This window comes from Pseudomonas sp. UBA5568 (genome assembly GCF_002425525.1).
GTDB lineage: Bacteria > Pseudomonadota > Gammaproteobacteria > Pseudomonadales > Pseudomonadaceae > Aquipseudomonas > Aquipseudomonas fulva.
In genome coordinates, this window is record NZ_DIMK01000053.1 from 91475 (window position 1) to 116915 (window position 25441).

Annotated in this window: 10 protein-coding genes and 1 pseudogene; 8 read left to right on the forward strand and 3 right to left on the reverse strand. The window is 65.7% G+C overall.

Annotation, left to right across the window (positions count from 1 at the left end; translation table 11 throughout):
- Positions 1–75: 75 nt before the first annotated feature.
- Positions 76–12937 (forward strand): annotated as a pseudogene (locus tag B2S33_RS17340) (non-ribosomal peptide synthetase).
- Between the two features lie 244 nt (positions 12938–13181).
- Here B2S33_RS17340 and dsbG read toward each other — a convergent pair.
- Genes dsbG through dsbD form a run of 3 tightly spaced genes read right to left on the reverse strand, consistent with a single transcriptional unit; the run spans position 13182 to position 16500 of the window.
- Positions 13182–13940: a thiol:disulfide interchange protein DsbG gene (gene dsbG / locus B2S33_RS17345; protein ID WP_027916033.1), complete on the reverse strand. Its 759-nt coding sequence runs from the start codon at positions 13938–13940 to the stop codon at positions 13182–13184.
- 2 nt (positions 13941–13942) lie between these two features.
- On the reverse strand, positions 13943–14779 hold the full coding sequence (locus B2S33_RS17350) for a TlpA disulfide reductase family protein (protein WP_288650726.1): 837 nt from the start codon (positions 14777–14779) through the stop codon (positions 13943–13945).
- Positions 14779–16500, reverse strand: a complete 1722-nt coding sequence (gene dsbD, locus B2S33_RS17355; RefSeq protein ID WP_088523304.1) for a protein-disulfide reductase DsbD — start codon at positions 16498–16500, stop codon at positions 14779–14781. Before dsbD ends, B2S33_RS17350 begins: the two co-directional genes overlap by 1 nt.
- 282 nt (positions 16501–16782) lie before the next feature.
- On the opposite strand from dsbD, the gene B2S33_RS17360 reads away from it, so the two are divergent.
- From B2S33_RS17360 to B2S33_RS17390, 7 genes are all read left to right on the forward strand, one after another.
- The gene (locus B2S33_RS17360; RefSeq protein ID WP_027916036.1) at positions 16783–19614 is read left to right on the forward strand and encodes a xanthine dehydrogenase family protein molybdopterin-binding subunit; all 2832 of its coding nucleotides are present in this window, start codon (positions 16783–16785) and stop codon (positions 19612–19614) included.
- The gene (locus B2S33_RS17365; RefSeq protein ID WP_023535868.1) at positions 19607–20143 is read left to right on the forward strand and encodes a (2Fe-2S)-binding protein; all 537 of its coding nucleotides are present in this window, start codon (positions 19607–19609) and stop codon (positions 20141–20143) included. The genes B2S33_RS17360 and B2S33_RS17365 overlap by 8 nt, the downstream gene beginning before the upstream one ends.
- Positions 20144–20145: 2 nt before the next feature.
- Positions 20146–21357 carry a cytochrome c gene (locus tag B2S33_RS17370; RefSeq protein ID WP_110607441.1) on the forward strand — a complete coding sequence of 404 codons (1212 nt, stop codon included), beginning with the start codon at positions 20146–20148 and terminating at the stop codon, positions 21355–21357.
- 3 nt (positions 21358–21360) lie between these two features.
- Positions 21361–22332: an XdhC family protein gene (locus B2S33_RS17375; protein WP_288650728.1), complete on the forward strand. Its 972-nt coding sequence runs from the start codon at positions 21361–21363 to the stop codon at positions 22330–22332.
- Positions 22329–22904, forward strand: a complete 576-nt coding sequence (locus tag B2S33_RS17380; protein ID WP_288650729.1) for a nucleotidyltransferase family protein — start codon at positions 22329–22331, stop codon at positions 22902–22904. Before B2S33_RS17375 ends, B2S33_RS17380 begins: the two co-directional genes overlap by 4 nt.
- Positions 22905–23286: 382 nt before the next feature.
- Entirely contained in the window at positions 23287–23970 is a 684-nt protein-coding gene (locus B2S33_RS17385) for a response regulator (RefSeq protein WP_288650730.1), read from the forward strand.
- Positions 23967–25289, forward strand: coding sequence for an ATP-binding protein (locus B2S33_RS17390; protein ID WP_145280087.1), 1323 nt, complete (start codon positions 23967–23969; stop codon positions 25287–25289). Before B2S33_RS17385 ends, B2S33_RS17390 begins: the two co-directional genes overlap by 4 nt.
- Positions 25290–25441 lie beyond the last annotated feature (152 nt).

Sequence of the window (25441 nt, forward strand, 5' to 3'; positions counted from 1 at the left end):
CCCCGGCCGCTGATGCTGTCCGCCCCTGCAGGTGGCCACACCGGCCCGCCCACCTCGACACCGGCAGGAACACCCATGACGCATGCCTTCGAACTCCCGACTTCGCTGGTCCAGGCCCTGATGCAACGCGCCGCACAGAGCCCGGACAAGATCGCCTTGCGCTTTCTGGCCGATGCGCCCGGCGAACAGGCCGTGCTCACCTACCAGGCGCTCGACCAGCGCGCGCGCGCCATCGCGGCTGCGCTCCAGGCACGGGCCGCATTCGGGGACCGTGCCGTACTGTTGTTCCCTAGCGGCCCGGACTACGTGGCGGCCTTCTTCGGCTGCCTGTACGCCGGCGTCATCGCGGTGCCGGCCTACCCACCGGAGTCCGCACGCCAGCATCACCAGGAGCGCCTGCTTTCGATCATCGACGACGCCGAGCCGCGCCTGCTGCTGACCGTCGCGGCACTGCAAGAAAGCCTCCAGGGCCTGGAGACGCTGCAAGCCGCGCAGGCCCCGGAGCTGCTGGCCGTTGACCCGCTCGATCCGGCACAGGCGGCGGCNNCACGGCAACCTGGTGGCGAACGAACAGCTGATCCGCCACGGCTTCGGTATCGATCTGAACCCAGACGACGTGATCGTCAGCTGGCTCCCGCTCTACCACGACATGGGGCTGATCGGCGGGCTGCTGCAGCCGATCTTCAGCGGCGTACCCTGCGTACTGATGTCGCCTGGCTATTTCCTGGCACGGCCGCTGCGTTGGTTGCAGGCCATCAGTGAGTACGGCGGCACCATCAGCGGCGGCCCCGACTTTGCGTACCGGCTGTGTAGCGAGCGGATCAGCAAGGCTTCCTTGGCAGGGCTCGACCTGAGCCGCTGGCGGGTGGCGTACTCGGGTTCCGAGCCGATCCGCCAGGACAGCCTGGCCACCTTCGCCGACACCTTCCAGGCCTGCGGCTTCAACCCACAAAGCTTCTTCGCCAGCTACGGGTTGGCAGAGGCCACGCTGTTCGTCAGCGGCAGCCGCCGCGGTGAGGGCATCGGCGCCTTGGCGCTCGATGCCCAGGCCTTCGCCGAAAACCGCGCCGAGCCTGGCGAGGGCAGTGTAGTGATGAGTTGCGGCTGGCCACAGCCCGGCCATGCGGTACGCATCGTCGAACCCCGGCAGCGCCAGGTGCTGGCGGACAATCAGGTAGGGGAAATCTGGGCTGCCGGGCCAAGCATCGCCCACGGGTACTGGCGCAATGTCCAGGCCAGCGCTCAGACGTTCGTCGAGATGGATGGCCAGCGCTGGCTGCGCACAGGCGACCTGGGTTTCATGCGCGGCGGCGAGGTGTTCGTCACCGGTCGCCTGAAAGACATGCTCATCGTGCGCGGGCAGAACCTCTACCCGCAGGACCTGGAAAAGACCCTTGAGCGTGAGGTCCCTGCGCTGCGCAAGGGCAGGGTGGCCGTGTTTGCCGTCGAGCACGAGGGTGAGCAAGCCATTGGCGTGGCCGTGGAAATCAGCCGCAACGTGCAGAAGACGACCGCCCCCGATGCACTGATCAAAACGCTTCGTCATGTTGTCGCCGATGCGTGCCGCCAGGCCCCGGCCGTGGTCCTGTTACTCAACCCAGGTGCCTTGCCCAAGACCTCCAGCGGCAAACTCCAGCGCTCGGCCTGTCGCCTGCGCATGGACGATGGCACCCTCGATTGCTACGCGCGCTTTCCACAACCCGCTTCGCCGGCCACCGAGACCGTGACCGGTGAAGGGTTGCAGGCGCAAATCGCGCGTCTTTGGTGCGACATTCTCAAGGTCGAGGCGGTGGCGGCGGACGATCATTTCATGCTGCTGGGCGGCAACTCCATTGCCGCCACCCAGGTCACGGCAGCGCTGGCCGACGCCTTGGGCATCGAGTTGAGCCTGCGCACCCTCTTCGAGGCCCCAGTGCTGGCCGACTACACCCAGGCGGTTGCTGCAAGCCTTGCCCAAGGCCAGCAAGCGGGGGCCATCGACCTGTTGCCCCGCGACAGGCCACTGCCCCAGTCGCTGGCGCAGAACCGCCTGTGGCTGCTTTGGCAACTGCAGCCGCAATCGGCTGCCTACAACATTCCTGCTGGCCTGCAACTGCGCGGGGCCCTGGATGAACCTGCTCTGGAAGCCGCCCTGCAGGCGCTGGTAGAGCGCCACGAAGCCTTGCGTACGGTGTTCAGCGAAGCCGACGGCCAGCCATGGCAACGCGTCCTGGCTCACCTGCCGGTGAACCTTCAGCGGCTTGACTTGCAGGGGCAAGCGCCCGAGCAGGTCGACAGCCAGCGAGAGGCCGAGGCCTGCCTGCCTTTCGATCTGCAGAGAGGGCCGCTGCTGCGCCTGACGCTGGTCCATCTGGACGAGGAGCATCACCAGCTTTGGGTAACCCTGCACCACATTGTTGCCGATGGCTGGTCGCTCACCTTGCTCATGGACGAGCTGGCGCGTCTTTATGCGGCTTATTGCCAGGGCCTGGAACCCAAGCTGGCACCGCTCGGGCTGGGCTACGCCGACTACGGTAACTGGCAGCGCACCTGGTTGGCAGAGGGTGCAGCCGAGCGTCAGCTCGCCTACTGGCGCGATCAGCTGGGCGATGCGGCGCCGGTTCTGGACCTGTGCACCGACCACCCCCGCGCCAGCCAGCGTGGCAACCACGCCGCACGCCTGAACGTGAAGGTGCCTGCGCACTTGTCCCAGGCCCTCAACGCCTTGGCACATCAACACCAATGCAGCTTGTTCATGGTGCTGCTGGCGGGTTGGCAGGCGCTGCTGCACCGTTATACCGGCCAGGCCGACATCCGGGTCGGTGTGCCCAATGCCAACCGCTCGCGTCTTCAAAGCCAAGGGCTGGTTGGTTTCTTCATCAACACCCAGGTGCTGCGCGTTCAGGTACACGGCCGGCTGCCGTTCGCCGAATTGCTCGGCCAGGTGCGCCAGGCCACCCTCGACGCACAGGCCAACCAGGACTTGCCGTTCGAGCAGTTGGTCGAGGCGCTGCCCCAGGCCCGTGAACAAGGCCTGTTCCAGGTCATGTTCAACCACCAGCAACGCGATCTGTCGGCGCTGCGGCGCCTGCCGGGTCTGCTGGCCGAAGAGCTGCCCTGGCACAGCCGGGAAGCCAAGTTCGACCTGCAACTGCACAGCGAGCAAGACCACCAGGGCCGTGTGCGCTTGGCGTTCGACTACGCCAGCGAACTGTTCGAGCAGGACACGGTGGCGCGGCTTGCTCAGCACCTGTTGAGCCTGTTCGAGCACGTCTGCGAAACGCCGCAGCTGCCCATCGGCGAAGTCCCCCTGCTGGATGAGGCGAGCCGTGCACGCTTGCTGGACTGGGGGCAAGCGCCGGCTGCGCAGCCGCCACAGCTGCTGGTCGAGCAGCTCAATGAGCAGGCTCGCCTGCACCCGCAGCGCACGGCACTGGCCTGGGAGGGCGGCAGCCTCGGTTACGCCGAACTGCATCAGCAGGCCAATCGCCTGGCCCATTACCTGCGCGACAAGGGCGTGGGCCCCGATACCTGCGTGGCCATCGCCATTGAGCGCTCGCCCCAGCTGCTGGTAGGCCTGCTGGCCATCCTCAAGGCCGGCGGCGCCTATGTGCCGCTGGACGTGGATTACCCGGCCGAGCGTCTGGCCTTCATGCTGGCCGACTGCAATGCCGGCCTGCTGCTCAGCCACAGCAGCCAATTGGCCACGCTGCCGCACGTGCAGGGTGTTGGCGTGATCGCGCTGGACCAACTGCACCTGGACAACTGGCCGAGCCAACCGCCCCGGCTCCACCTGGACGCCGATAACCTGGCCTACGTGATCTATACCTCCGGCTCCACTGGCCAGCCCAAGGGCGTAGGCAACACCCACGGGGCGCTCGCCGAGCGGCTGCAGTGGATGCAGGCGACCTACGCACTTGGCGCGGACGACGTGTTGATGCAGAAGGCACCGATCAGTTTCGATGTTTCGGTGTGGGAATGCTTCTGGCCGCTGATCACCGGCTGCAAGCTGGTACTTGCCGGTGCCGGTGAGCACCGCGATCCGCAGCGCATCGCAGCGCTGGTGCAGGCCCATGGCGTGACCACCCTGCATTTCGTGCCACCTTTGTTGCAGGTATTCGTCCAGGAGCCCCAGGCTGCGGGCTGCAGCAGCCTGCGCCGCCTGTTCTCCGGCGGCGAGGCGTTGTCGGCTGCCTTGCGCGACCGGGTCTTGCAGGTGCTGCCACAGGTGCAGCTGCACAACCGTTACGGCCCGACCGAAACCGCCATCAACGTCACCCACTGGCATTGCACCGCCAGCGACGGTGGGCATTCGCCCATGGGCCGCCCGTTGGGCAATGTGCTGTGTCAGGTGCTGGATGATGAGCTGCACCTGAGTGCACCTGGGGTGCCGGGCGAGCTGTACCTGGGTGGCACGGGCTTGGCCCGTGGCTACCTGGGCCGCCCTGGCCTGACGGCCGAGCGCTTCGTGCCCCAGCCTGGCGGCAATGGCCAGCGCCTGTACCGAAGCGGCGACCGAGTGCGCTGGTTGGTGCAGTACCCGGCGCTTGAGTACCTGGGCCGCCTCGACCACCAAGTGAAAGTACGTGGCTTCCGCGTTGAGCCCGAAGAAGTGCAGGCCTGCCTGCTGGCCCAGGCCGGCGTCGAGCAGGCGGTGGTGCGGGTTCATCAGGACACCGTTGGCGCACAACTGGTGGGTTACTACAGCGGCACTGCCGAATCGGGCCCCTTGCTCGCGGCGCTTGCCGAGCAACTTCCGGCCTACATGGTGCCCGCACAGCTGATGTGGCTGGCGCAGATGCCGCTCGGCCCGAGCGGCAAGGTCGATCGCAAGGCATTACCGGCGCCTGTGTGGCAGCAGCGTGAGCACATCGAGCCACACAGCCCCTTGCAACGACAGGTCGCGGCCATCTGGTGCGAGGTGTTGGGCCTGCCCCAGGTCGGCTTGCAGGACGATTTCTTCGCCCTGGGCGGGCACTCCTTGCTGGCGACGCAAATCGTCTCGCGCACGCGACAGGCCTGCGACGTCGAGCTACCGTTGAAAGCCCTGTTCGACGCCAGCGAGCTGGGCGCCTTCTGCGCTGAAGTCGCACGCATCCAGGCCAGCGGTGAACGCAATGCGCAAGGCGACATCCCGCGCGTGGATCGCCGTCAGGCGGTACCGCTTTCCTATTCGCAACAGCGCATGTGGTTCCTTTGGCAAATGGAGCCCAACAGCCCGGCCTACAACGTCGGCGGCATGGCGCGCCTGCGCGGCACCCTGCATGTAGATGCCTTCGAGCGGGCGTTGCACGCGCTGGTCGTGCGTCACGAAACCCTGCGCACCACCTTCCCCAGCATCGAGGGCGTGCCTTATCAGTGCGTGGCCGACGACAGCAACCTGCAGCTGGCCTGGCAAGATTTCAGTGCACTGCCCGACGCTGCCCGCCAGCAGCGCCTGCAACAGTTGGCCGACCAGCAGGCACACCAGGCGTTCGACCTGGAGAGCGGCCCCTTGCTGCGTGCCTGCCTGGTCAAGCTGCAGGAGCGCGAACACGTCTTCGTGCTCACCTTGCACCACATCGTCACCGAAGGCTGGGCCATGGATATCTTTGCCCGCGAACTGGGCGAGCTGTACGAAGCCTTCGTTGACGACCGTGAGTCGCCGCTGACGCCCTTGCCCGTCCAGTACCTGGACTACAGCGTATGGCAACGGCAATGGCTGGACAGCGGAGAGGGCGCTCGCCAGCTGGCTTACTGGAAACAGCGGCTGGGACAAGAGCACCCGGTACTGGCGCTGCCCACCGACCGCCCTCGACCTGCCGTGCAAAGCCACAAGGGCGAGCTCTACAGGTTCGAGCTGGACCCTGCGCTGGTGCAGCGCGTGCACACCTTCAACAGCCAGCGTGGCCTGACCTTGTTCATGACCATGACCGCCACCCTGGCGGTGCTGTTGCACCGCTACAGTGGTCAGCGCGACCTGCGTATCGGCGCCCCGGTGGCTAACCGCATCCGCCCCGAGAGCGAAGGGCTGATCGGTGCCTTCCTCAACACCCAGGTGCTGCGCTGCGAGCTGGACGGCCAGATGACCGCTGCCGAGGTGCTCGAGCAGGTGCGCCAGGCCGCCATCGAGGGGCAGTCCCACCAGGACTTGCCGTTCGAACAACTGGTCGAGGCCTTGCACCCGCCGCGCAGCAGCGCCTACAACCCGCTGTTCCAGGTGATGTGCAACGTGCAGCGCTGGGCCTTCCAGCAAAGCCGTACGCTGGCCGGCATGCAGGTGGACTACCTGGTCAACGACGCAGCCGCCACCAAGTTCGACCTCTACCTGGAGGTCACGGACCTCGATGGCCGTCTGGGCTGCTGCCTGACCTACAGCCAGGACCTGTTCGACGCGCCACGCATTGCCCGCATGGCCGCGCATTGGCAGCAGTTGCTGATCGGGCTGCTGGACCAGCCGCAGCAACGCCTGTGCGAACTGCCGATGCTCAGCAGCGCCGAACAGCAGGGGCTGGTCGCGCAACTGCGCGGCGAGCCGGTCAGCACGGCGCGGCATACACTGCATGGGCTGTTCGCGGCCCAGGCGGCCGAAGACCTGCAAGCACGGGCCCTGACGTTCGCCGGCCAGCACCTGAGCTACGCCGAGCTCGATCAGCAGGCCAACCGCCTGGCTCGCGCCTTGCGCGAGCGCGGTGTCGGCCCGCAGGTGCGGGTGGGCGTGGCGCTCGAACGCTCGCTGGAAATGGTCGTCGGCCTGCTGGCAGTACTGAAGGCCGGTGGCGCCTATGTACCGCTTGACCCGGAGTACCCGCTGGACCGCTTGCGCTACATGATCGAGGACAGCCAGGTCGCCGTACTGCTCAGCCAACGCCGCTTGCTGCAAGACCTCGGGCCGCTGCCGGAGCACCTGGCCTGCTGGAGCCTGGAAGACGACCAGCCTACGCTGGGCGCCTATAGCGAGGCGCCGCTGGACGATGTCAGCCTGGCGCAGCACCCGGCTTATCTGATCTACACCTCCGGGTCCACCGGCAAACCCAAAGGTGTGGTGGTCAGCCATGGCGAGTTCGCCATGCACTGCCAGGCAGTGATCCAGGCGTTTGGCATGCGCAGTGACGATTGCGAGCTGCATTTCTATTCCATCAACTTCGACGCGGCCAGCGAACGGCTGTGGGTGCCGCTGCTGTGTGGCGCACGTGTGGTCATCCGCGCCCAAGGGCAGTGGGGCGCCGACGAGATCTGCCAGCTGGTGCGAGAGCAACACGTCAGCGTGCTGGGCTTCACGCCCAGCTACGGCAGCCAGTTGGCTCAGCATCTGGCCGTGCAGGGCGAGTGCCTGCCGATGCGCTTGGTGATCACCGGGGGCGAGGCGTTGACCGGCGAGCACCTGCAGCGCATCCGCCAGGCCTTCACCCCTGATCAGCTGTTCAACGCCTACGGCCCCACCGAAACCGTGGTCATGCCGCTGGCCGCCCTGGCCCCGCAATCGCTGGCGGCCGACCTGGGCAGCGTGCCCATCGGGCGGGTGATCGGCCAACGCACGGCCTACATCCTCGATGATGACCTGGCCCTGTTGCCCCAGGGGGGCATCGGTGAGCTGTATGTGGGCGGCGCCGGCCTGGCCCAGGGCTACCACGACCGTCCTGGGCTGACCGCCGAACGCTTCGTCGCCGACCCCTTCAGCCACACCGGCGGGCGCCTGTACCGCACCGGCGACCTGGTGCGCCTGGGTCAGGATGGCCTGGTGGAGTACATCGGGCGCGCCGATCAGCAGGTGAAGATTCGCGGCTTCCGCATCGAGCTGGGTGAAATCGAAAGCCGCTTGCAGGCCCATGCCGATGTGGATGAAGCGGTGGTCATCGCCGTTGACATGCAGGGCGTGCGGCAACTGGTCGGCTACCTCGTAAGCCAGCACGCCGCTGGCGACCCGCATGCCCAGCAACAGCTGCGCGAAGCCGTCAAAGCCCATGCCCATCAGCATCTGCCGGACTACATGGTGCCGGCGCACCTGGTGCTGCTCGATTCCCTGCCGCTGATGGGCAATGGCAAGCTGGACCGCCGGGCCTTGCCGCTGCCCGACCTCGACCAGGCTCGCCAGCATTACCAAGCACCGACCAATGATGTGCAAGCGCAATTGGCGCAGGTCTGGGGTGAGGTGCTCAACGTCGATCAGGTCGGTGTTCAGGACAATTTCTTCGAACTGGGCGGTGACTCGATCCTGTCGATCCAAGTGGTCAGCCGCGCGCGGCAGGTAGGCCTGCAATTCTCCCCGCGTGACCTGTTCCAGCACCAGACCATCCAGGCCCTGGCGGCCATCGTGCAGCCGGTGCAGGTCACCGACAGCATCGAGCAAGGCCTACGCCAGGGCAGCGCACAGTTGACCCCGATCCAGCACTGGTTCTTCGACAGCGCGTTGGCGCAGCCGCAGCACTGGAACCAGGCCGTGCTGTTGCAATGCCGCGTGCCGCTGGATCAGACCCGGCTGCACACCGCGCTGGCCGCCCTGGTGGAGCACCACGACAGCTTGCGCCTGCGTTTCAGCGATGCTGCTGGCCATTGGCAGGCCGAGTACGCCCAGCCTGATGATCAACAGCTGCTGTGGTCGGCCACGGTCGCCGACCTGGACGATTGCCAGGCGCTGTACACCGACCTGCAACGCAGCCTCGACCTGCAGCGCGGTCCCTTGCTCCGTGCCTTGCTGGTGAGTGACGGGGAGGGCGAACAACGCCTGGCATTGGCCATCCATCACTTGGTGGTCGACGGCGTTTCCTGGCGCATCCTGCTCGAAGACTTGCAGGCGCTGTACCGAGGCCAGGCCCTGCCGGCCAAGACCCATGCCCCAGGTGACTGGGCGGCGCGGCTGGCAGCCTATGCCAGCAGCGATTCGCTGCGTGACGAGCTGGGCCAGTGGCAGGCCCAGGTGGGTGAGGTACGCCATGAGCTACCCTGCGATCATCCCCAGGGCGGCAACGTGCAGCGTCATGCCCGGACCGTGACCATCGGCCTGGATGCCCAGCAGACCCGCCAGTTGCTGCAGCAGGCGCCTGCGGCCTACCACACCCAGGTCAATGACCTGCTGCTGACGGCACTGGCCCGCACCCTGTGCCAGTGGACGGGCCAGCCGCAGGCGCTGGTGCAGTTGGAAGGCCATGGCCGGGACGGGTTGTTCGAGGACATGGACCTGACCCGCAGCGTCGGCTGGTTCACCAACGCTTATCCGTTGAGCCTGTCCCCCCTGGCAGGGGATGATGACCAGGCACGGGCGGCGTCCATCAAGCGCATCAAGGAGCAGTTGCGCCAGGTGCCGCACAAGGGCCTTGGCTACGGTGTGCTGCGCTACCTGGCGGACCCGGCAGCGCGCGAGCAAATGGCGGCCCTGGCCCAAGCGCGCATCACCTTCAACTACCTGGGGCAGTTCGACCAGCAGTTCGACGACGGCGCGCTGTTCACGCCGGTGGACGCGCCGGTGGGCCTGGCCCATGACCCGGATGCGCCGCTGCCCAACTGGCTGAGTGTCGATGGCCAGGTCTACGGCGGTGCGTTGCAACTGCGCTGGACATTCAGCCGCGAACGCTATGAGCCGCACACCATCGCCACGCTGGCGAATGCCTATCGCCAGGAACTGGTGGCGCTGATCGACCATTGCCTGGCAGACGGGCAGGGCAGCTACACCCCCTCGGACTTCCCCCTGGCGCACCTTACCCAGGCGCAGATCGACGCGTTGCCTGTGCCGGCCAACCTGATCGAGGACGTCTACCCCCTGACCCCAATGCAGGAAGGCATGCTGCTGCACACCCTGCTCGAACCCGGCACGGGCCTGTACTACATGCAGGACCGCTACCGCATCAGCAGCGCACTCGACCCGCAGCGCTTCGCCCAGGCCTGGCAACAGGTGGTGGCGCGGCATGAGGCCTTGCGCGCCTCGTTCAGCTGGAACAGTGGCGAGGCCATGCTGCAGATCATCCACAAGCCCGGGCAACTGGCCATGGATTACCAGGACTGGCGCGACCTGGACGACGCCGACCAGGAGGCTCGCCTGCAAGCCCTGCACAAGCAGGAGCGCGAAGCCGGCTTCGACGTGTTGCACGCGCCGCCGTTCCACCTGCGCTTGGTGCGAGTGGCCGATGCGCGCTACTGGTTCATGATGAGCAACCACCACATTCTCATCGATGCCTGGTGCCGCTCGCTGCTGATGAACGACTTCTTCGAAATCTATCAGGCGCTGGGCGAGGACCGACAGGCGCAACTGCCGGTGCCGCCGCGCTACCGTGACTACATTGGCTGGCTGCAGCGCCAGGGGTTGGACGACGCGCGTGCCTGGTGGCAGGCCAACCTGGCCGGCTTCGAGCGCGCCACGGCGCTGCCAAGCGATCGTCCGTTGCGCCATGAGCATGCGGGCAGCGGCATGGTCGTCGGTGATTGCTACACGCGCCTGGCGGTCAGTGAGGGCACTCGCCTGCGCGAGCTGGCCCAGGCTCACCAGTTGACCGTCAACACCTTCGCCCAGGCGGCCTGGGCCCTGGTGCTGGCGCGCTACAGCGGCGAGCGCGACGTGGCCTTCGGCGTGACCGTGGCGGGTCGGCCGGTGAGCATGCCGCAGATGCAACGCACCGTCGGCCTGTTCATCAACAGCGTGGTGCTGCGTGTGCAGCTGCCAGCGGTTGGTCAAGGGTGCACTGTGCGCCAGTGGTTGCAGGGTTTGCTGGAGCGCAACATGGAATTGCGCGAGTACGAATACCTGCCGCTGGTGGACATCCAGGCGTGCAGCGAACTGCCCAAGGGCCAGCCGTTGTTCGACAGCCTGTTCGTGTTCGAGAACGCCCCGGTGGAAACCGCCGTGCTCGACCACGCCAAGCACCTGGATGCTACCTCCGACTCAGGTCGCACCCACACCAATTTCCCGCTCACCGCGGTCTGTTACCCAGGTGATGACCTGGGCCTGCACCTCTCGTTCGACCAGCGCTACTTCGACTACCCGACCGTCGAGCGCTTGCTGGCCGAATTCAAGCGCCTGCTCCTGGCGCTGGTCCAGGGGTTCGACGAACAGGTGCAAGCCTTGCCGCTGGTGGGCGCCGAGGAACAGCGTTTCTTGCTCCAGGCATGCAACGACACTCAGCGGGCTTACCCCCTGGAGCAGAGTTATGTCGCGCAGTTCGAGGCGCGCGTGGCCGCCCATCCCCAGCGTACCGTGGCCCGGTGCCTGGACGCCGAGTACGACTATGCCAGGCTGAACCTGGCGGCCAACCGCCTGGGCCATGCATTGATCGGGGCTGGTGTACGGCTGGATCAGCCGGTGGCCCTGCTGGCCGATCGCGGCCTGCCGCTGCTGGGCATGATCGTTGGCAGCTTCAAGGCCGGTGCTGGTTACCTGCCGCTGGACCCAGGCCTGCCACCTGCGCGCCTGCAAAGCATCCTTGAGCTCAGCCGGGCGCCGGTGCTGGTGTGCAGCGCGGCCTGTGCCGAGCAGGGGCAGGCCTTGCTGCAAGCCCTGAACCCTGGCGTACGGCCCCAGTTGTTAGTGTGGGAAACCGTCCAGACCTGCACCATGGACAGCCACAACCCTGGGGTCCACAGCGGCCCGGACAACCTCGCTTACGTGATCTACACCTCAGGCTCCACCGGCTTGCCCAAGGGCGTGATGGTGGAGCAGCGCGGCATGCTCAACAACCAGCTGAGCAAGGTGCCCTACCTGGCGCTGACCGAGCACGATGTCATTGCGCAGACGGCGTCGCAGAGCTTCGACATTTCGGTGTGGCAGTTCCTGGCCGCGCCGCTGTTCGGCGCCCAGGTTGAAATCGTGCCCAACGCCATTGCCCACGATCCCCAGGGCCTGCTCACCCATGTCCAGGCCACCGGCATCACCGTTCTTGAGAGCGTGCCATCGCTGATCCAGGGCATGCTTGCCAGCGAACACCAGACGCTGGACGGCCTGCGCTGGATGCTGCCTACCGGCGAAGCCATGCCACCGGAGTTGGCGGCGCAATGGCTGCAACGTTACCCACGGATCGGCCTGGTCAACGCCTACGGGCCAGCGGAATGTTCGGATGACGTGGCGTTCTTCCGTGTCGATGCCGACTCTACCCAAGGCAGCTACCTGCCCATCGGCACCCCGACCGACAATAACCGGCTGTACCTGCTGGGCGATGAACAGCAACTGGTGCCCTTGGGGGCCGTGGGCGAGTTGTGCGTGGCGGGTACGGGTGTGGGCCGTGGCTACGTGGGCGACCCGGCACGCACGGCGCTGGCGTTCATTCCCCACCCTTACGGTGCAGCAGGCGAGCGTCTGTACCGCACCGGCGACCTGGCCCGCCAGCGGCCTGACGGTGTGCTCGAGTACGTAGGCCGGATCGATCACCAGGTGAAGATTCGCGGTTACCGTATCGAACTGGGAGAAATCGAGGCTCGGCTGCATGAGCAGCCGCAGGTCCGCGATGCAGCGGTCGCTGTGCAGGAAGGTGTCAACGGCAAGCACTTGGTGGGTTACCTAGTGCCTCACCACGGGGTCACGGGCGACGACACCGTGCTCGCTCAGCTCAAGGCACGCCTGCGCGCCGAGCTGCCTGAGTACATGGTGCCCCTGCATTGGGCCTGGCTTGAGGCCTTGCCTCACAATGCCAACGGCAAGCTCGACCGCAAGGCCCTGCCCGCCATCGACATCGGCAGCCAGCACAGCCAGGCCTATCAGGCACCGCGCAGCGAGCTCGAGGGCCTGCTGGCCGGTATCTGGGCCGAGGTGCTCAAGGCCGACCGGGTCGGTGTGCACGACAACTTCTTCGAACTGGGCGGCCACTCGCTACTGGCCACCCAGATTGCCTCGCGGGTGCAGAAGCAACTGCAACTGAACGTGCCACTGCGGGCGATGTTCGAGTGCAGCACGGTGGCGGAACTGGCCGTGTACGTGGAGGGGCTGCAGGGCAGTGCGCTGAATGAAGACAAGGTGGATCGGTTGAGTGACTTGATGGCGGAGTTGGAGGGGTTGTGAGGGGCTGCGGGCGACGAGCAATCGTTCGTCCGTTCAAGGGCTAACGAAGTCGCAGGGGCTGCGGGGCTGAAGTCCTGATGCTGCGGTGCGGCCTCTCGCGGCCGGTCCAGCGCCCCGGTAAGGCCGCTCCCAGGAATGAGTGGCTTTTGGATTCAGTGCGAAGCATCACGGGCAAATACCCGGGCTGTTTGCACTGCACCTTGAGACTCTAATTCCCAGGGACTTCAGCGCGTATTCCCGTTATTCACCGCTTACCCAAAATCGTCCCCAACATCTCAGGCCGCGGCGCCCCTTGCTGGCTGTGCACCTTGCCTTCACTGTCCTGGTAGAAAATCGCAGGGGTGGCCTGCAGGCCCATCTCCTGCATCAGGGCCATGTTGGCGGCGAGCTTTTGCTGCACCTCGGCTGGCATCTTGTCCAGGGCCTTGAGGGTGCTGGCCTTGCCGGCTTTCTCGTGCTGCTGCAGCGCCTTGGCAGGGTCCTTGGCGGCGAGCAGGGCCGCCGACTTGCCTGGGCTGTCTTCACGGATGATACCCACCATGATGTGGCGCAGCTGCACCTTGCCCGATTCCACCCAGGGGCGGGCCTGTTCCCAGAACATGTTGCAATACGGGCAGTTGGGGTCGCTGAACAGGTAGATCTTGCGCGGTGCATCGGCCTTGCCGTCGGCGATCCAGGCGGACTTCTCCATCTTTTGCCAGAACGCCTGGGTCATGGGGCCGTAGACCAGCTTCTCCAGCGGGGCGGCGCTCAGGTCCTGGCCCTGCTCGTCGAACAGGTTGCCCACCAGCACGTGCTTGCCGTCAGGAGTCAGGTACAGGGCCAGGGGGTTGTTCTGGTACTCGGCGGCATAGCCGCGCAGGCCGTCGGGCGCATCGAAGCTGCCCTTGATCACGGCGCCCTTGCTTTGCAACTGCTGGACCGCCTTGGGCAGGTCTTCGGCATACAGGGCGGGGCTGGCAAGCAAGCAAGCGGTGAGCGGGAAGAGTGCAGGCAATCGCATGGTCAATGTCCTTGTGCGGCAGGTTCGGGCGTGGCGGCCCGTTGGTAGGATTCCAGGGCGTGACGCAGGCTGGCGCGCGACAGCTCGCCCAGATGGCTGCCAAGCAAGCGGCCGCCCTCGTCGTAGAACAGGGTGGTAGGCAGGGCCATGGAGCCGACGCGCTGGGCCAGCAGGCCAGTGCCGTCGAACAGCACGTGGGTCAGGCTCAAGCCGGTGGTGGCCAGGAAAGTGCTGACGTTTTCAGGTGTCTCGCCTTGGTTGACGAACAGGAACGTCACATGGGGGTACTCGCCTTGCGCTTGTTGCAGTACAGGCATTTCCCGGCGGCAGGGCGGGCACCAGGTCGCCCAGATGTTGATCACCAGCGGCTTACCCCGGTAGCGCTGCAACGCCACCGACTCGCCTGCGGCATCGCGCAGGGTGATGGCAGGCAATTCGGTCCCCTTGCTGTACAGGTGGCTACCCAAGCTGGCCACCCCCCAGAACAAGGCGCCGCTGAACAGCGCCCAGCTCAATGGCCGGCGCAGGCCAGGGCGACGCCAGCCTTGCCACACAGCAGCCAGGCTGATGCCCACAAGCCCTGGCCATAGCAGGAAACCGCCGTCGCGGATGTCGATGATCTGGAGCAGATCGCCCCGGTACATCGACCAGTAGGCCGCGACAAATCCGATCCGCGCGCACAACAGGCCGATCAGGAACAGGTTGAACAGCGCGGACTCGGGGCTCTCGCCGCCACGCCGTGCCACCCACCAGCCGACCACGCTGGCAATGCCCAGGGCACACAGCAGCACCAGATGGTTCAGGGCCATGGTCAGTGGCCCCAGGGTCACGGTCAGCATCAGCCCTGGCTCCGGGTGAGGGCCCACTGTTGCACGAAGGTGGCGGCATCCACTTCTCCGGTGATGCGCCTTGCCCGGCGCTCCTGGCCTTCTGGGCCGAGCCAGATCAGGGTAGGTGGGCCAGGCACCTGGTAACGCTGCAACAGCGCCTTGCTGGCGGGCGTATCGGTGGTGACGTCCAGGCGCAGCAGGTGCACGCCGGCCAGTTCGGCCTGGACGTCGCTGCGGCTGAACACCTGCTTTTCCATAACCTTGCAGGCCACGCACCAGTCGGCGTAGTAATCGAGCAGTACCCACTGGTTGCGGCCTTTGGCCGCGTCCAGCTCCCGTTGCAGTGCCTCGGGCGTACTCACGGTGACGAAGGCGTCGTGGGCAGGCGAGTCGGTGGCGGCCACCGTCCCACCCGTGAATGGGCGCAGCGGTTGCCACAGGTCATCGCCGCCGGCAGCGGCGCCGACCAGCAGCAAGCCGCCCCACATGGCTGCCAGCAACGGTGCAATGCGCAGCGCCGGAAGGCGCTGTAGCGCAGGCCAGGCGGTCCAGCCCAGTGCGATCAGCCAGGCCCCGCTCAAGGCCAACAGCAAGCTGGCCGGGAGCAGGCTGCGCACCGTGTACAGCGCCATGGCCAGGAACACGAAGCCGAAGATGCCTTTGACCAGGTTCATCCAGGCGCCAGGGCGTGGCAGGAAGCGGTTGCCCAGGGTCACGATCAGCAGCAGCGGTACCCCCATGCCCAGCCCCAGGCTGAACAGCACCAGCGCCCCTTGAAGCACGTCGCCGCTCTGGGCGATGTACAACAGCGCCCCGGCCAGCGGCGCGGTCATGCAGGGCCCCAGCAGCAGCCCGGACAACACGCCCAGCAGCGCAGCACCATACAGGTTGCCACCGCGCGTGCCCTGTCCGGCGCGGTCCAGGCGGTCGCGCAGGGCAGCGGGCAATTGCAGTTCGAAGGCACCGAACATGGGCAGGGCCAACAACACGAACAAAGCGGCCAGGCTGCCCAGTAGCCAGGGTTGTTGCAGCCAGGCCTGCAAGCTGGCGCCCAGTAGCGCAGCCACCACACCCAAGGCGGCATACACCAGGGCCATGCTCAGCACGTAGGTGCCAGCCAGCATCCAGCCACGCCGTGCACTGGCACCATTGCCCAGCACCAGCCCGGCGAGAATCGGCAGCATCGGCAACGAACAGGGCGTAAAGGCCAGCAGCAGGCCCAGGCCGAAGAAGGCCAGCAGGCCCCAGGCCAGGTTGCCCTGCTGCAGGCCGCTGGCCAACGCCTGATCGCTGGCCTGCTCAGCTTCCAGGGTGGCGACCGAGGCTTCGCCCCCCAGGTCGACCAGCGTCGTCTGCGGGGGGTAGCACAGGCCCGCATCGGCGCAGCCTTGCCAGCCAAGACGCAACTGCCCCTGGGCGCCGGGGGGCACCGTCAACTCAAGCTGTTCGCGGTAGACGGTGCTGTCGCCGAAAAACTCATCGTGGTGATTGATGCCCGCAGGCAAGGGCGGATGCTGGCCCGTGGGCAGCCCGTCGAACTTCAGGCGTTTCTGGTACAGGTAATAGCCCGGCTGAATCTGAAAATACAGGCGGGTAGAGCCGTCGGCCTGACGGTCGTGGGTTAGCACGAAAGCCTGTTCGACGGGTAGAAAGTCAGGCTTGGTGGCGAATGGGTTGGCCTGCGCTGGGCCAGCCAGCAGCACCATCAATAACAGCAGAAAAACGCGCATGAGTTTGCCTTGGCAGATCGTTGAATGGGGCCATGCTGGCGAGGATCGATTAACCCACTGTTAACGCGGGAATAGGGTTGAAGCAAGTCGGCTGACCTCAGGGTTCGACGAAATACCGCGACACAATGTCAGCTTGACTTTGCTTGTGATGGCGTCAATGCGGTAAAGTTGACAATCAAGTCAGTTTTTCCTGACCTGCACGACAGGGTTTCGACCCCCTCGACCCCTGCACAAGAATTAAGAACACATGGGCAGCACCCCCTGCTGCCCAGAGGATCAAGCATGTCCAACCGTGATATTTCCCGGCGCGCCTTTCTGCAAGGCGGCCTGATCGCTGGCGTCGGCGTGACCCTGGCGCCGCTTGGCAGCCAGGCGTTCGCCGCGCTGATGGAGGACCGGGTTACCGCCTCGCCGCTCAAATGGATGAACCATGACGGCAAGGCGCGCTTTCGTAACGACGCGTTGTCGAAAGTCTGTGGCAACAAGGTCTTCGCCCGTGACATTCGTGCCAAGGACATGCCCGGCTGGCCTGCGCAGCAAGGCCACGCTCTGTTGCTCAAGGCCACCAAGGCCGACCGCCTCTATGAAGGCCACGACCTCAGTGTGCTGGGTGCCGAGTTGCAACCGGACCGCATCGTCACCGCTGCCGACCTGGAGCGCGACGGCATCGCCTGGCCCGAGGCGCACTCGCCAGACCCGCTCTTGCCCCCTGGCAAGGTCCCGATGTTCATCGGCCACCCGGTGGCGCTGCTGATCTGGCACGATTTCGAGCGCTTTCGTCAGGCCAAGCGCCTGCTGCAATTCAACGACCAGGTTATTCGCTACGGCGCCCAGGCGCCGTTGTACCAGCGTGACCCCTACGGCAGTTTCCGCTTCGTGCGGGTGGGTGGCGCCACCCCGTTCGACGAAGACGAATTCTCCAGCCTGAAGGATTCGCCGCTGTTTCCCACCATCCTCAACCGCAAGCCGGTGTGGTCCAAGTCGCCCAACCAACATGGCGACCTGACCGAGCAGGGCCTGTTCTACGCCAACCGCATGGCCGAACAGCTGGCCAACCCGCCCGAGCACTGGCTGGTCTTCGACGAGCGCTTCAAGACCCCCTCCATCGAGCCGGCGGCCTTGGAGCCGGACAACGGCAACGGTTGGTTCGACGTGGCCAGCGGCACCCTGCATTTCGTCGTGGCGACCCAGTGCCCGTTCGAGGCCGCGCAGGAATGCGTGCACATGATCAAGCCGTCACGCTTTGGCCTCAAGCACTTGAACATGCACCCAGGCTACACCGTTGGCTACGGCTCCAAGGACAACAACATCTTCGTCTTCTACGCTGCCGTGGCAGCGCTGTATGGCGAGGGCGTGCCGGTGCGCCTGGCCAACGACCGCTACGAGCAATTCCAGAGCGGCATCAAGCGCCACGCCTTCGACATCCGTTACCAGTTGGCGGTGGACAAGAAGGACAACAGCTTCAAGATCTTCCGTGCCGACATGAGCTGTGACGGCGGTGGTCGCATTAACTACAGCCCCTCCGTTGCAGCCGTAGGCGCTACCGCTGCCCAGTCGATCTACTACATGCCGCAGAACGATCTGGCAGTCACTGCCTATCATTCGCGGGCAGTGGAAGCCGGCTCCATGCGCGGTTACGGCACCCTGCAAAGCATGGCCGCCACCGAGATGATGGTGGACGAAGTGGCCGGCCGCCTGGGCGTCGATGCCATTGACCTGCGGCGCAACAATGCCCTGAAGTCGGGCATGAAGAATACCCAGGGCGCGGTGCCAGCCGGTGCATTGCGCCTGCACGAGATCCTCGACAAGGCGGCTCAGCACGAAGGCTGGCGTAACCGTGATGCACGCAAGCAACGGCGCGAGGCCAGCGACCCGGATCATTGGTACGGCACTGGCTTTGCCATCTGCCAGAAAGACTTCGGCACCGGCGCCGAAGCACCCATGGCCAGCATCGAGTTCAGCCGCGACGGGCGCATCAGCCTGCGCCACATCGGCACCGAGCTTGGCACCGGCATGTCCACCTCCCAGGCACTGGTGGTCAGCGATTTCCTGGGCCGTTCGGCCGACGAAGTGCTCACTGCCGTCACCGAGTGGCCCGAGCTTCAACTGTCCACCAGCGGCAACCCGTACCTGATCAGCCAGGCCGAACAGGACGCCGCCCTGCGCAACCCGCGCTGGGTCGGCAAGCTGGCCTCACCCTCGTCGGCGACCAACTCGGCGTTCTATTTCAGCCATGCCACACGCGAGGCGGCTCGCGCGTTGTTCAATCACGGCCTATGGCCTGCTGCCATGGCCATCTGGACCCAGGGCCCGCACGGCGGCCAGGCCAACCCGCTGGTAGTGCGTCGGGAAAACGCAGTGTGGGTCAACGGTGAGCTGACCGGCAACGGCCTGGCGCCTATTCCTTTTGCGCAACTGGCCGAGAAGGCCCATGCCATGGGCCTGGTAACAGGCGTGAGCGTCCACGGTTTCAACCGCTGGAGCTGGGCTGAGTCCGACTTCGTCATCGACGGCGTGCGCGAGCGTTTCCCGCTCGACGCGTTGGCCGTGAAGTACGGCGACGGCGCCGCCAATGCCAAGAAGGCGCAGATGACCAGCAGCGGCTACCACCTGCTCGACCGTCAGAACCCTGCTTACCCCGATACACAGTTGAACAACGCCATGGTCACCTATTACAGCCCGGTCGCCACCCTGGTGGAGGTGAAGGTGAACAAAGGCACGCACCAGGTGCAGGTCCTCGATCACCACAGCTGGGTCGAATGCGGCCGCGTGCTGGTGCCTGAACTGGTCAAGGGCCAGCTCGAAGGCGGCATCGCCATGGGCATTGGCCATGCACTGACCGAGGAAATGCCATTGTACGAAGGCGGGCCGGGGGAGGGCGACTGGAACTTCAACCGGTACCGCCTGCCGCACGCGCGTGATGTGGCGGTATGGACGCAAAGCAGCGAGATTCTTCCGCCGCTTTCACCCACCGACCCGTCCAAAGGCATCGCCGAGGTGGTGATGATCCCGATCGTCGGTGCCATCGGCAATGCCGTGGCCCATGCCATCGGCAAGCGCGTACGCGATCTTCCCATTACCCCAGCCCGTATCCAGGAGGCCCTCAATGGCTAACCGTCCACTGCAACTGACCCTCAACGGTCAACCGGTCGGCCCGGTCCAGGTCCCTGACGACCTGGCGATGATCGACTACCTGCACGAGCACCAGAACCTCACCGGCTCGCGCCTTGGCTGCGGGCAGGGCATCTGCCACGCCTGCGTGGTGATCGTCGACAACCCCGACGGCACCAGCGAAGAAGTGCGCACCTGCATCACCGGCGCCCATTACTTCGAAGGCAAGAAGGTCCGTACCATCGAAGGCCACGCCCAGCAGGACGAGGCTGGCAACCTTACGTTGAACCCGATCCAACAGAAGTTCGTCGACCTGTTCGCGTTCCAGTGCAGCTACTGCGCACCAGGCTTCGTCAACGCCGCCACAGTCCTGGTGGAAACCGCACAGCGCCAGCCGCTGAAAAAGAGCGAGGTGCAAGCACGTATCGAAGCCAGCCTTGGTCACCACATCTGCCGTTGCACCGGCTATGTGCGCTACTACCAGGCCACGCGCACGGTGCTCGATGACCTCGGCCTGGTAAAGGAGGGTTGAGCATGGGCTTTTTCCGTAGCGCCCTGGCGCTAGCGTTTGGCCTTGCCGCAACGTGCTCGGCGCTGGCCAGTGATGACGGCCAGATCAAGCGCGGCCAGTACCTGGCCCGTGCTGCCGACTGCATGGCGTGCCACACGGCCGAGGGCGGAGCGCCGTTCGCCGGTGGCCTGCCGATCCATTCGCCGTTTGGCACCATCTACGGCACCAACATCACGCCCGACAAGCAGTACGGCATCGGCAACTACAACGCCGACGAGTTCTTCGCGGCCGTCACCCAAGGCAAGCGCAAGGACGGCGCCAACCTGTATCCGGCCATGCCCTATACCTCGTATCACCTGATGCGGCGTGAAGACTCGGATGCGATCTTCGCCTACCTCAAGACCATCGCCCCGGTCCATCGCCCGGCACCCCAGACGGCCCTGCGTTTTCCGTTCAACGTGCGCCTTGGCCTGAGCGGCTGGAACATGCTGTACGGCAAGAGCGTGCAGGCCCAGCCTGTCGAAGGCAGCAGCCCTGCCTGGCAGCGTGGCCAGTACCTGGTCGAGGTCATGGGGCACTGCGGCGAGTGCCACACCCCGCGCAACGCGGTCGGCGCCTTGCAGCAGGACCTGCGTCTGAGCGGTGGGCTGCTCAACGGATACCTGGCCCCGAGCCTGCTGGCCACCGACCTGGCCGAGCGCGGCTGGTCGCAACCGGATCTGACCGCGTTCCTCAAGCACGGGATCAGCGCCCAGGGCAGTATGTTCAACGAAATGTTTCCGGTGGTGCACCTGAGCACTCAGCACCTGGAAGACGCCGACCTTGCCGCCATGGCCACTTACCTGCTCGGCGACAACCCGCCGGTGGCCAAGGCGATCGCGCCCGTGCCGCTGGCGCAGATGAGCGAAAGTGCCCAGCGCGGTCGCCAGCAATACCTGAATGTATGCGCCGGTTGCCACGGCGTGGAGGGGCAGGGCAAGCCGCACATCGCCGTGGCGATGCAAGGCAATACGGTGCTGCGCCAGGCCGATTCGCGCAACCTGGCCAAGGTGATACTCGACGGGATCCGCGAGCAGCAGTTCACCGGCTTTGAGCGCATGCAGCCGATGCCAGGGTTCGCTGATAAGCTCGATGAACGCCAGGTGGCCGACATGGTCAACTACCTGCGTCAGGCATGGGGCGGGCTGCCCGGTGATTTCAGTGAACAACAGCTGGCCGAGCTGAAAGCGGAGTAAAGCGTGCAGCATCTCGATCTACAGGTGATTCGCCAGGCGTTGCAGTGGTCTAGCACAGGTCAAGCGGTGTGGTTGTGCACCGTGCTCGCCACTTACGGCTCGGCGCCCCGCGCGCCGGGCTCGTTGCTGGCAGTCAACGACAAAGGCCAGTGGCTGGGGTCGTTGTCCGGCGGTTGCGTCGAAGACGATTTTCTTGAACGCGTGGCCCTGGGCGAGTTCGTGCAACCGGCGGCCATCGTGCGCTACGGCGATGGCAGCGACCCGCGCTCGCGGGTCAGCTTGCCCTGTGGCGGCGTGCTGGACGTGCTGGTGGAACGCCTGCCGTCCACGTGCGAGGTGCAAGACCACCTGCGCCAGCTGGAAAGCGCGTTGCAGGGTCAGCGGCGGGTACTGCGCCAGGTCAAGGTGACCAGCGGCATCCAGGGTCTGACAGACGCAGCCGGTCAAGGGCCGCGCGTGCACCGCGACGGTGACTGCGTGCATCTGCGCGTGGGTGCCGCCCAGCGGCTGCTGCTGGCGGGGTATTCCAGTGTTGCGCAGTACTGCGCCGAATTCGCCAAGGCCATGGGGTTCGAAGTGGTCCTGTGCGAGCCACGTGAGGAGGTGCTCGAAGGGGTGCAGATCGACGGTATCGAGGTACGCCGCGAGCTGCCCTCGGAATTCATCTTCAATGGCGGTTGTCATGCCGACACCGCCGTGGTGGCGCTCACCCACGATCCCAAGATCGACGATCTGGCCATGCTCGAAGCTGTGCGTACCGAGGCGTTCTATATCGGCGTGATGGGTTCGCGCGCCACCTCCGATAAACGCCGCGAGCGGCTGCACCGCATCGGCGGCCTGGATACCGATGCGCTGGATCGCATCCATGCGCCCATCGGCCTCAACCTGGGCAGCAAGACGCCGGCCGAGATCGCATTGGCGGTGTTGGCAGATGTACTGCGGGTGCGCAACGGGCTTGACCGGGCCGCCTTGTGAAGGTGGCGGCGCTGGTCCTGGCCGCTGGGCGCAGCAGGCGCTTCGGTGCCGACAAGCGCCGGGCCCTGCTGCCCGACGGGCGCAGCCTGTTGGCCCAATGTGTACAACGGGCCGAGGCGGTGTTCGAGGATGTGCGTGTCGTGGTACGCGAGGACGAGGGCCGCGAGGACTTCGACCTGGGCACCGCCTGTGGCTGGGTCGTCAGTGCCCAGGCAGCTTCGGGCATGGGGCACAGCCTGGCAGCAGGCGTTGCCGCCCTGGCTGACAGCGATGCGCAGGCGGTGGCTGTCTTGCTGGGGGACATGCCGTGGATAGAGGCCGCGACCCTCAGGCACCTGGCCGAGATCGCCCAGGCTTCGACCATCGTGCTGCCGCGTCATGCTGGGCAGCAGGGGCATCCGGTGATCTTCGGGCGCGCGTTCTGGCCGGCGCTGTTGGGGCTGACCGGTGACGAAGGCGCCAGAGCGGTGGTGCATGCCAACCGTGCCTCCTGCACGGTGATCGAAGTGTCGGATGCGGGGGTGTTGATGGATGTGGATACGCCCGAGGCGCTGGGCGTTTTAGGGCGTTGAGCAGGGCGGGGCACGTGGTGCTGCGCTGTATCTGGAAGATAGCGATCTCTATAAAAGGGCCTGGCTGGATCAGTCAGGGGGGCGCTGTTTTGAGGTTTCAGCTTCGCAGCTGATAGTGCCGGGGCCGCTGCGCGGCCCATCGCGGCACAAGGGCCGCTCCGACACGGGAAGCCGATAGACTCCAGATGTGGTGCATGACAGTTGACCCCCAAAGTTAAGCACCGCATGGTCCGGCGCTCCGGCAAGACCGCTCGTTGACTGTCAGACAATCCGCACGTTTCGCCGCCCAATCCTTCTCCCCAAACCCTGTGCCTGCGTCCATAATTCCCCCTTAATCCATTCACGCTGCAATATCGGCCACACCATTGCGGGAGCCCCACCCATGCACGTTCTGCTTTGCGAGGACGACGACCTCATCGCTGCTGGCATCTGTGCAGGCCTTGCCGCACAGGGCTTGACCGTCGACCGGGTGGGCAATGCCGCCGCCGCCCGGGCCATGCTCCAGGCTGCGCAGTTCGACGTGATGATCCTCGACCTTGGCCTGCCCGACGAGGACGGCCTGAAGCTGCTGCGCCGCCTGCGTCAGCAAGGTGAGACGTTGCCAGTGCTGGTGCTCACCGCCCGTGATGCGGTCACTGATCGGGTCGACGGCCTGCAGGCCGGGGCCGACGACTATCTGCTCAAGCCGTTCGACCTGCGCGAGCTGGCCGCGCGCCTGCACACCCTGCTGCGCCGAGTCGCCGGCCGTGCGGTGAACGTGATCGAGCATGGCCCGCTGCGTTACGACCCCAGCAGCTGCGAGGCTACGCTTGCCGGCAAACCCGTGGACCTGTCTCGTCGTGAGCAAGCCTTGCTCCAGGCCCTGTTGCAGAACGCCGGGCGCGTGCTGTCCAGCGAGCAATTAAAGGACTGCGTGTACGGGTTCAACGACGAAGTGGAAAGCAATGCGCTGAACGTGCATATCCATCACATGCGCCGCAAGCTGGGCAATGGCATCGTCGAGACCGTGCGCGGGCTAGGCTATCGCCTGGGCCCAGCCAATGCACCCACCGAGACGCCATCATGAGCCTGCGTGTGCGCCTGAGCCTTATCCTGGGCAGTGCCTTCGTGATCATCTGGGCGCTGGCCGCCGCCTGGATGTTGCGCGACCTGCGCCAGCAGATGATGTTCTCCCTCGACCAGCGCCTGGTGGCATCTGCACGCATGGTCGCCGGCCTGATCGACCAGCTGCCCCAGCCGCTCAGCGTCAAGGGCGAAGGTACCCACTATGCGGCTGACCAGTTGAGCGTACCGGACGGCATGGCCTGCCAGGTCAGCTCGCTGCGTGGGGAAATCCTGGCCAGCAACCACAAGCACGATGGCGTCATGGATGACGGGCGCAGTGGTTTTCGCGACCAGACCATCGACGATGCCTCATGGCGCACCTTCACCTACAACTATGGCGATGTACGCATCACCACAGCCGACCGGCACATGGAGCGCGAAGCCCTGAACCAGTCCATCCTGCTCGCTGCCTCGGCGCCGGTGCTGATGGCCTTGCTGGGCAGCCTGGGCTTGCTCTGGATCGGGCTGGGCAAAGGCCTGGAGCCGCTCAATCGCATGCGCGATGCCCTGCGGCGCAGGCGCCCCGACAGTGTCGAGCCGTTGCAGGTGGCCGGCATGCCCAGTGAGCTCCAGCCGTTGCTGGAGACCCAGAACCAGCTGTTCGTGCGCATCGCCCAGACCATCGAGCGCGAGCGGCGCCTGACCGACGATGCCGCCCATGAGCTGCGCAGCCCGCTGACAGCCATCAAGACCCACCTGCAGGTTGCTCGCATGACCGAGGGCACGGTGCGCGAACAAGCGCTCGAGCATGCCGAACAGGGCGCCGATCGCATGCACCGGACCCTGGAGCAATTGCTCATGCTGGCACGGGTGGAGGGTAGCTTGTCGTTCGACGACGGTGTGCAGTGCAGTGCCGAGCAAGTCGCGCGTCAGGCGGTGCAGGACGCCGGGGGTGGTGACAACCGCAGGATCGTCCTGAACTTGCCGCCCGAGGCGGCCCAGGTCTACCTGAGCATGCCCGCACCGCTCGCGGTGGCGGCGCTGCGCAACCTGCTGGACAATGCCTTGCGCCATGGCGGTGACGATGCGGTGGAGCTGGAGGTACAGGCCGTGGAGGGGCAGGTGGGGTTCATGGTGCGCGATCACGGGCCAGGCATTGCCGAGGCAGACCTCGGGCACCTGACCGAGCGTTTCTGGCGTCATGGCCAGAGCAGCGGATGCGGACTTGGCTTGGCCATCGTTCAGGCAATTGTGCAGCGCTGTGCGGGTAGCCTGAAATTCGATAGCCGAAGTGATGGGTTGAGGGTGGTATTGCAGGTGCCGGCGCGGCCTGCGGGGTGATCCTGGGCGTTGTCTGAACATTCTGGGGCCCAAAGCACGCAGTGTAAGAGGTGGTTGAGCAAGCTAGTTCTTTTATAGTCGGTGAAGATGTCTACTGCTACCTATTCTGGTAGACTTCTCGATCTATAATCATTGCAGTTGCAGTTGCAGTT

Coding starts and splice junctions, on each gene's coding strand:
- dsbG (WP_027916033.1), bottom strand. CDS start 13,940: ATGCGATTGCCTGCACTCTTCCCGCTCACCGCTTGCTTGCTTGCCAGC.
- B2S33_RS17350 (WP_288650726.1), bottom strand. CDS start 14,779: ATGCTGACCGTGACCCTGGGGCCACTGACCATGGCCCTGAACCATCTG.
- dsbD (WP_088523304.1), bottom strand. CDS start 16,500: ATGCGCGTTTTTCTGCTGTTATTGATGGTGCTGCTGGCTGGCCCAGCG.
- B2S33_RS17360 (WP_027916036.1), top strand. CDS start 16,783: ATGTCCAACCGTGATATTTCCCGGCGCGCCTTTCTGCAAGGCGGCCTG.
- B2S33_RS17365 (WP_023535868.1), top strand. CDS start 19,607: ATGGCTAACCGTCCACTGCAACTGACCCTCAACGGTCAACCGGTCGGC.
- B2S33_RS17370 (WP_110607441.1), top strand. CDS start 20,146: ATGGGCTTTTTCCGTAGCGCCCTGGCGCTAGCGTTTGGCCTTGCCGCA.
- B2S33_RS17385 (WP_288650730.1), top strand. CDS start 23,287: ATGCACGTTCTGCTTTGCGAGGACGACGACCTCATCGCTGCTGGCATC.
- B2S33_RS17390 (WP_145280087.1), top strand. CDS start 23,967: ATGAGCCTGCGTGTGCGCCTGAGCCTTATCCTGGGCAGTGCCTTCGTG.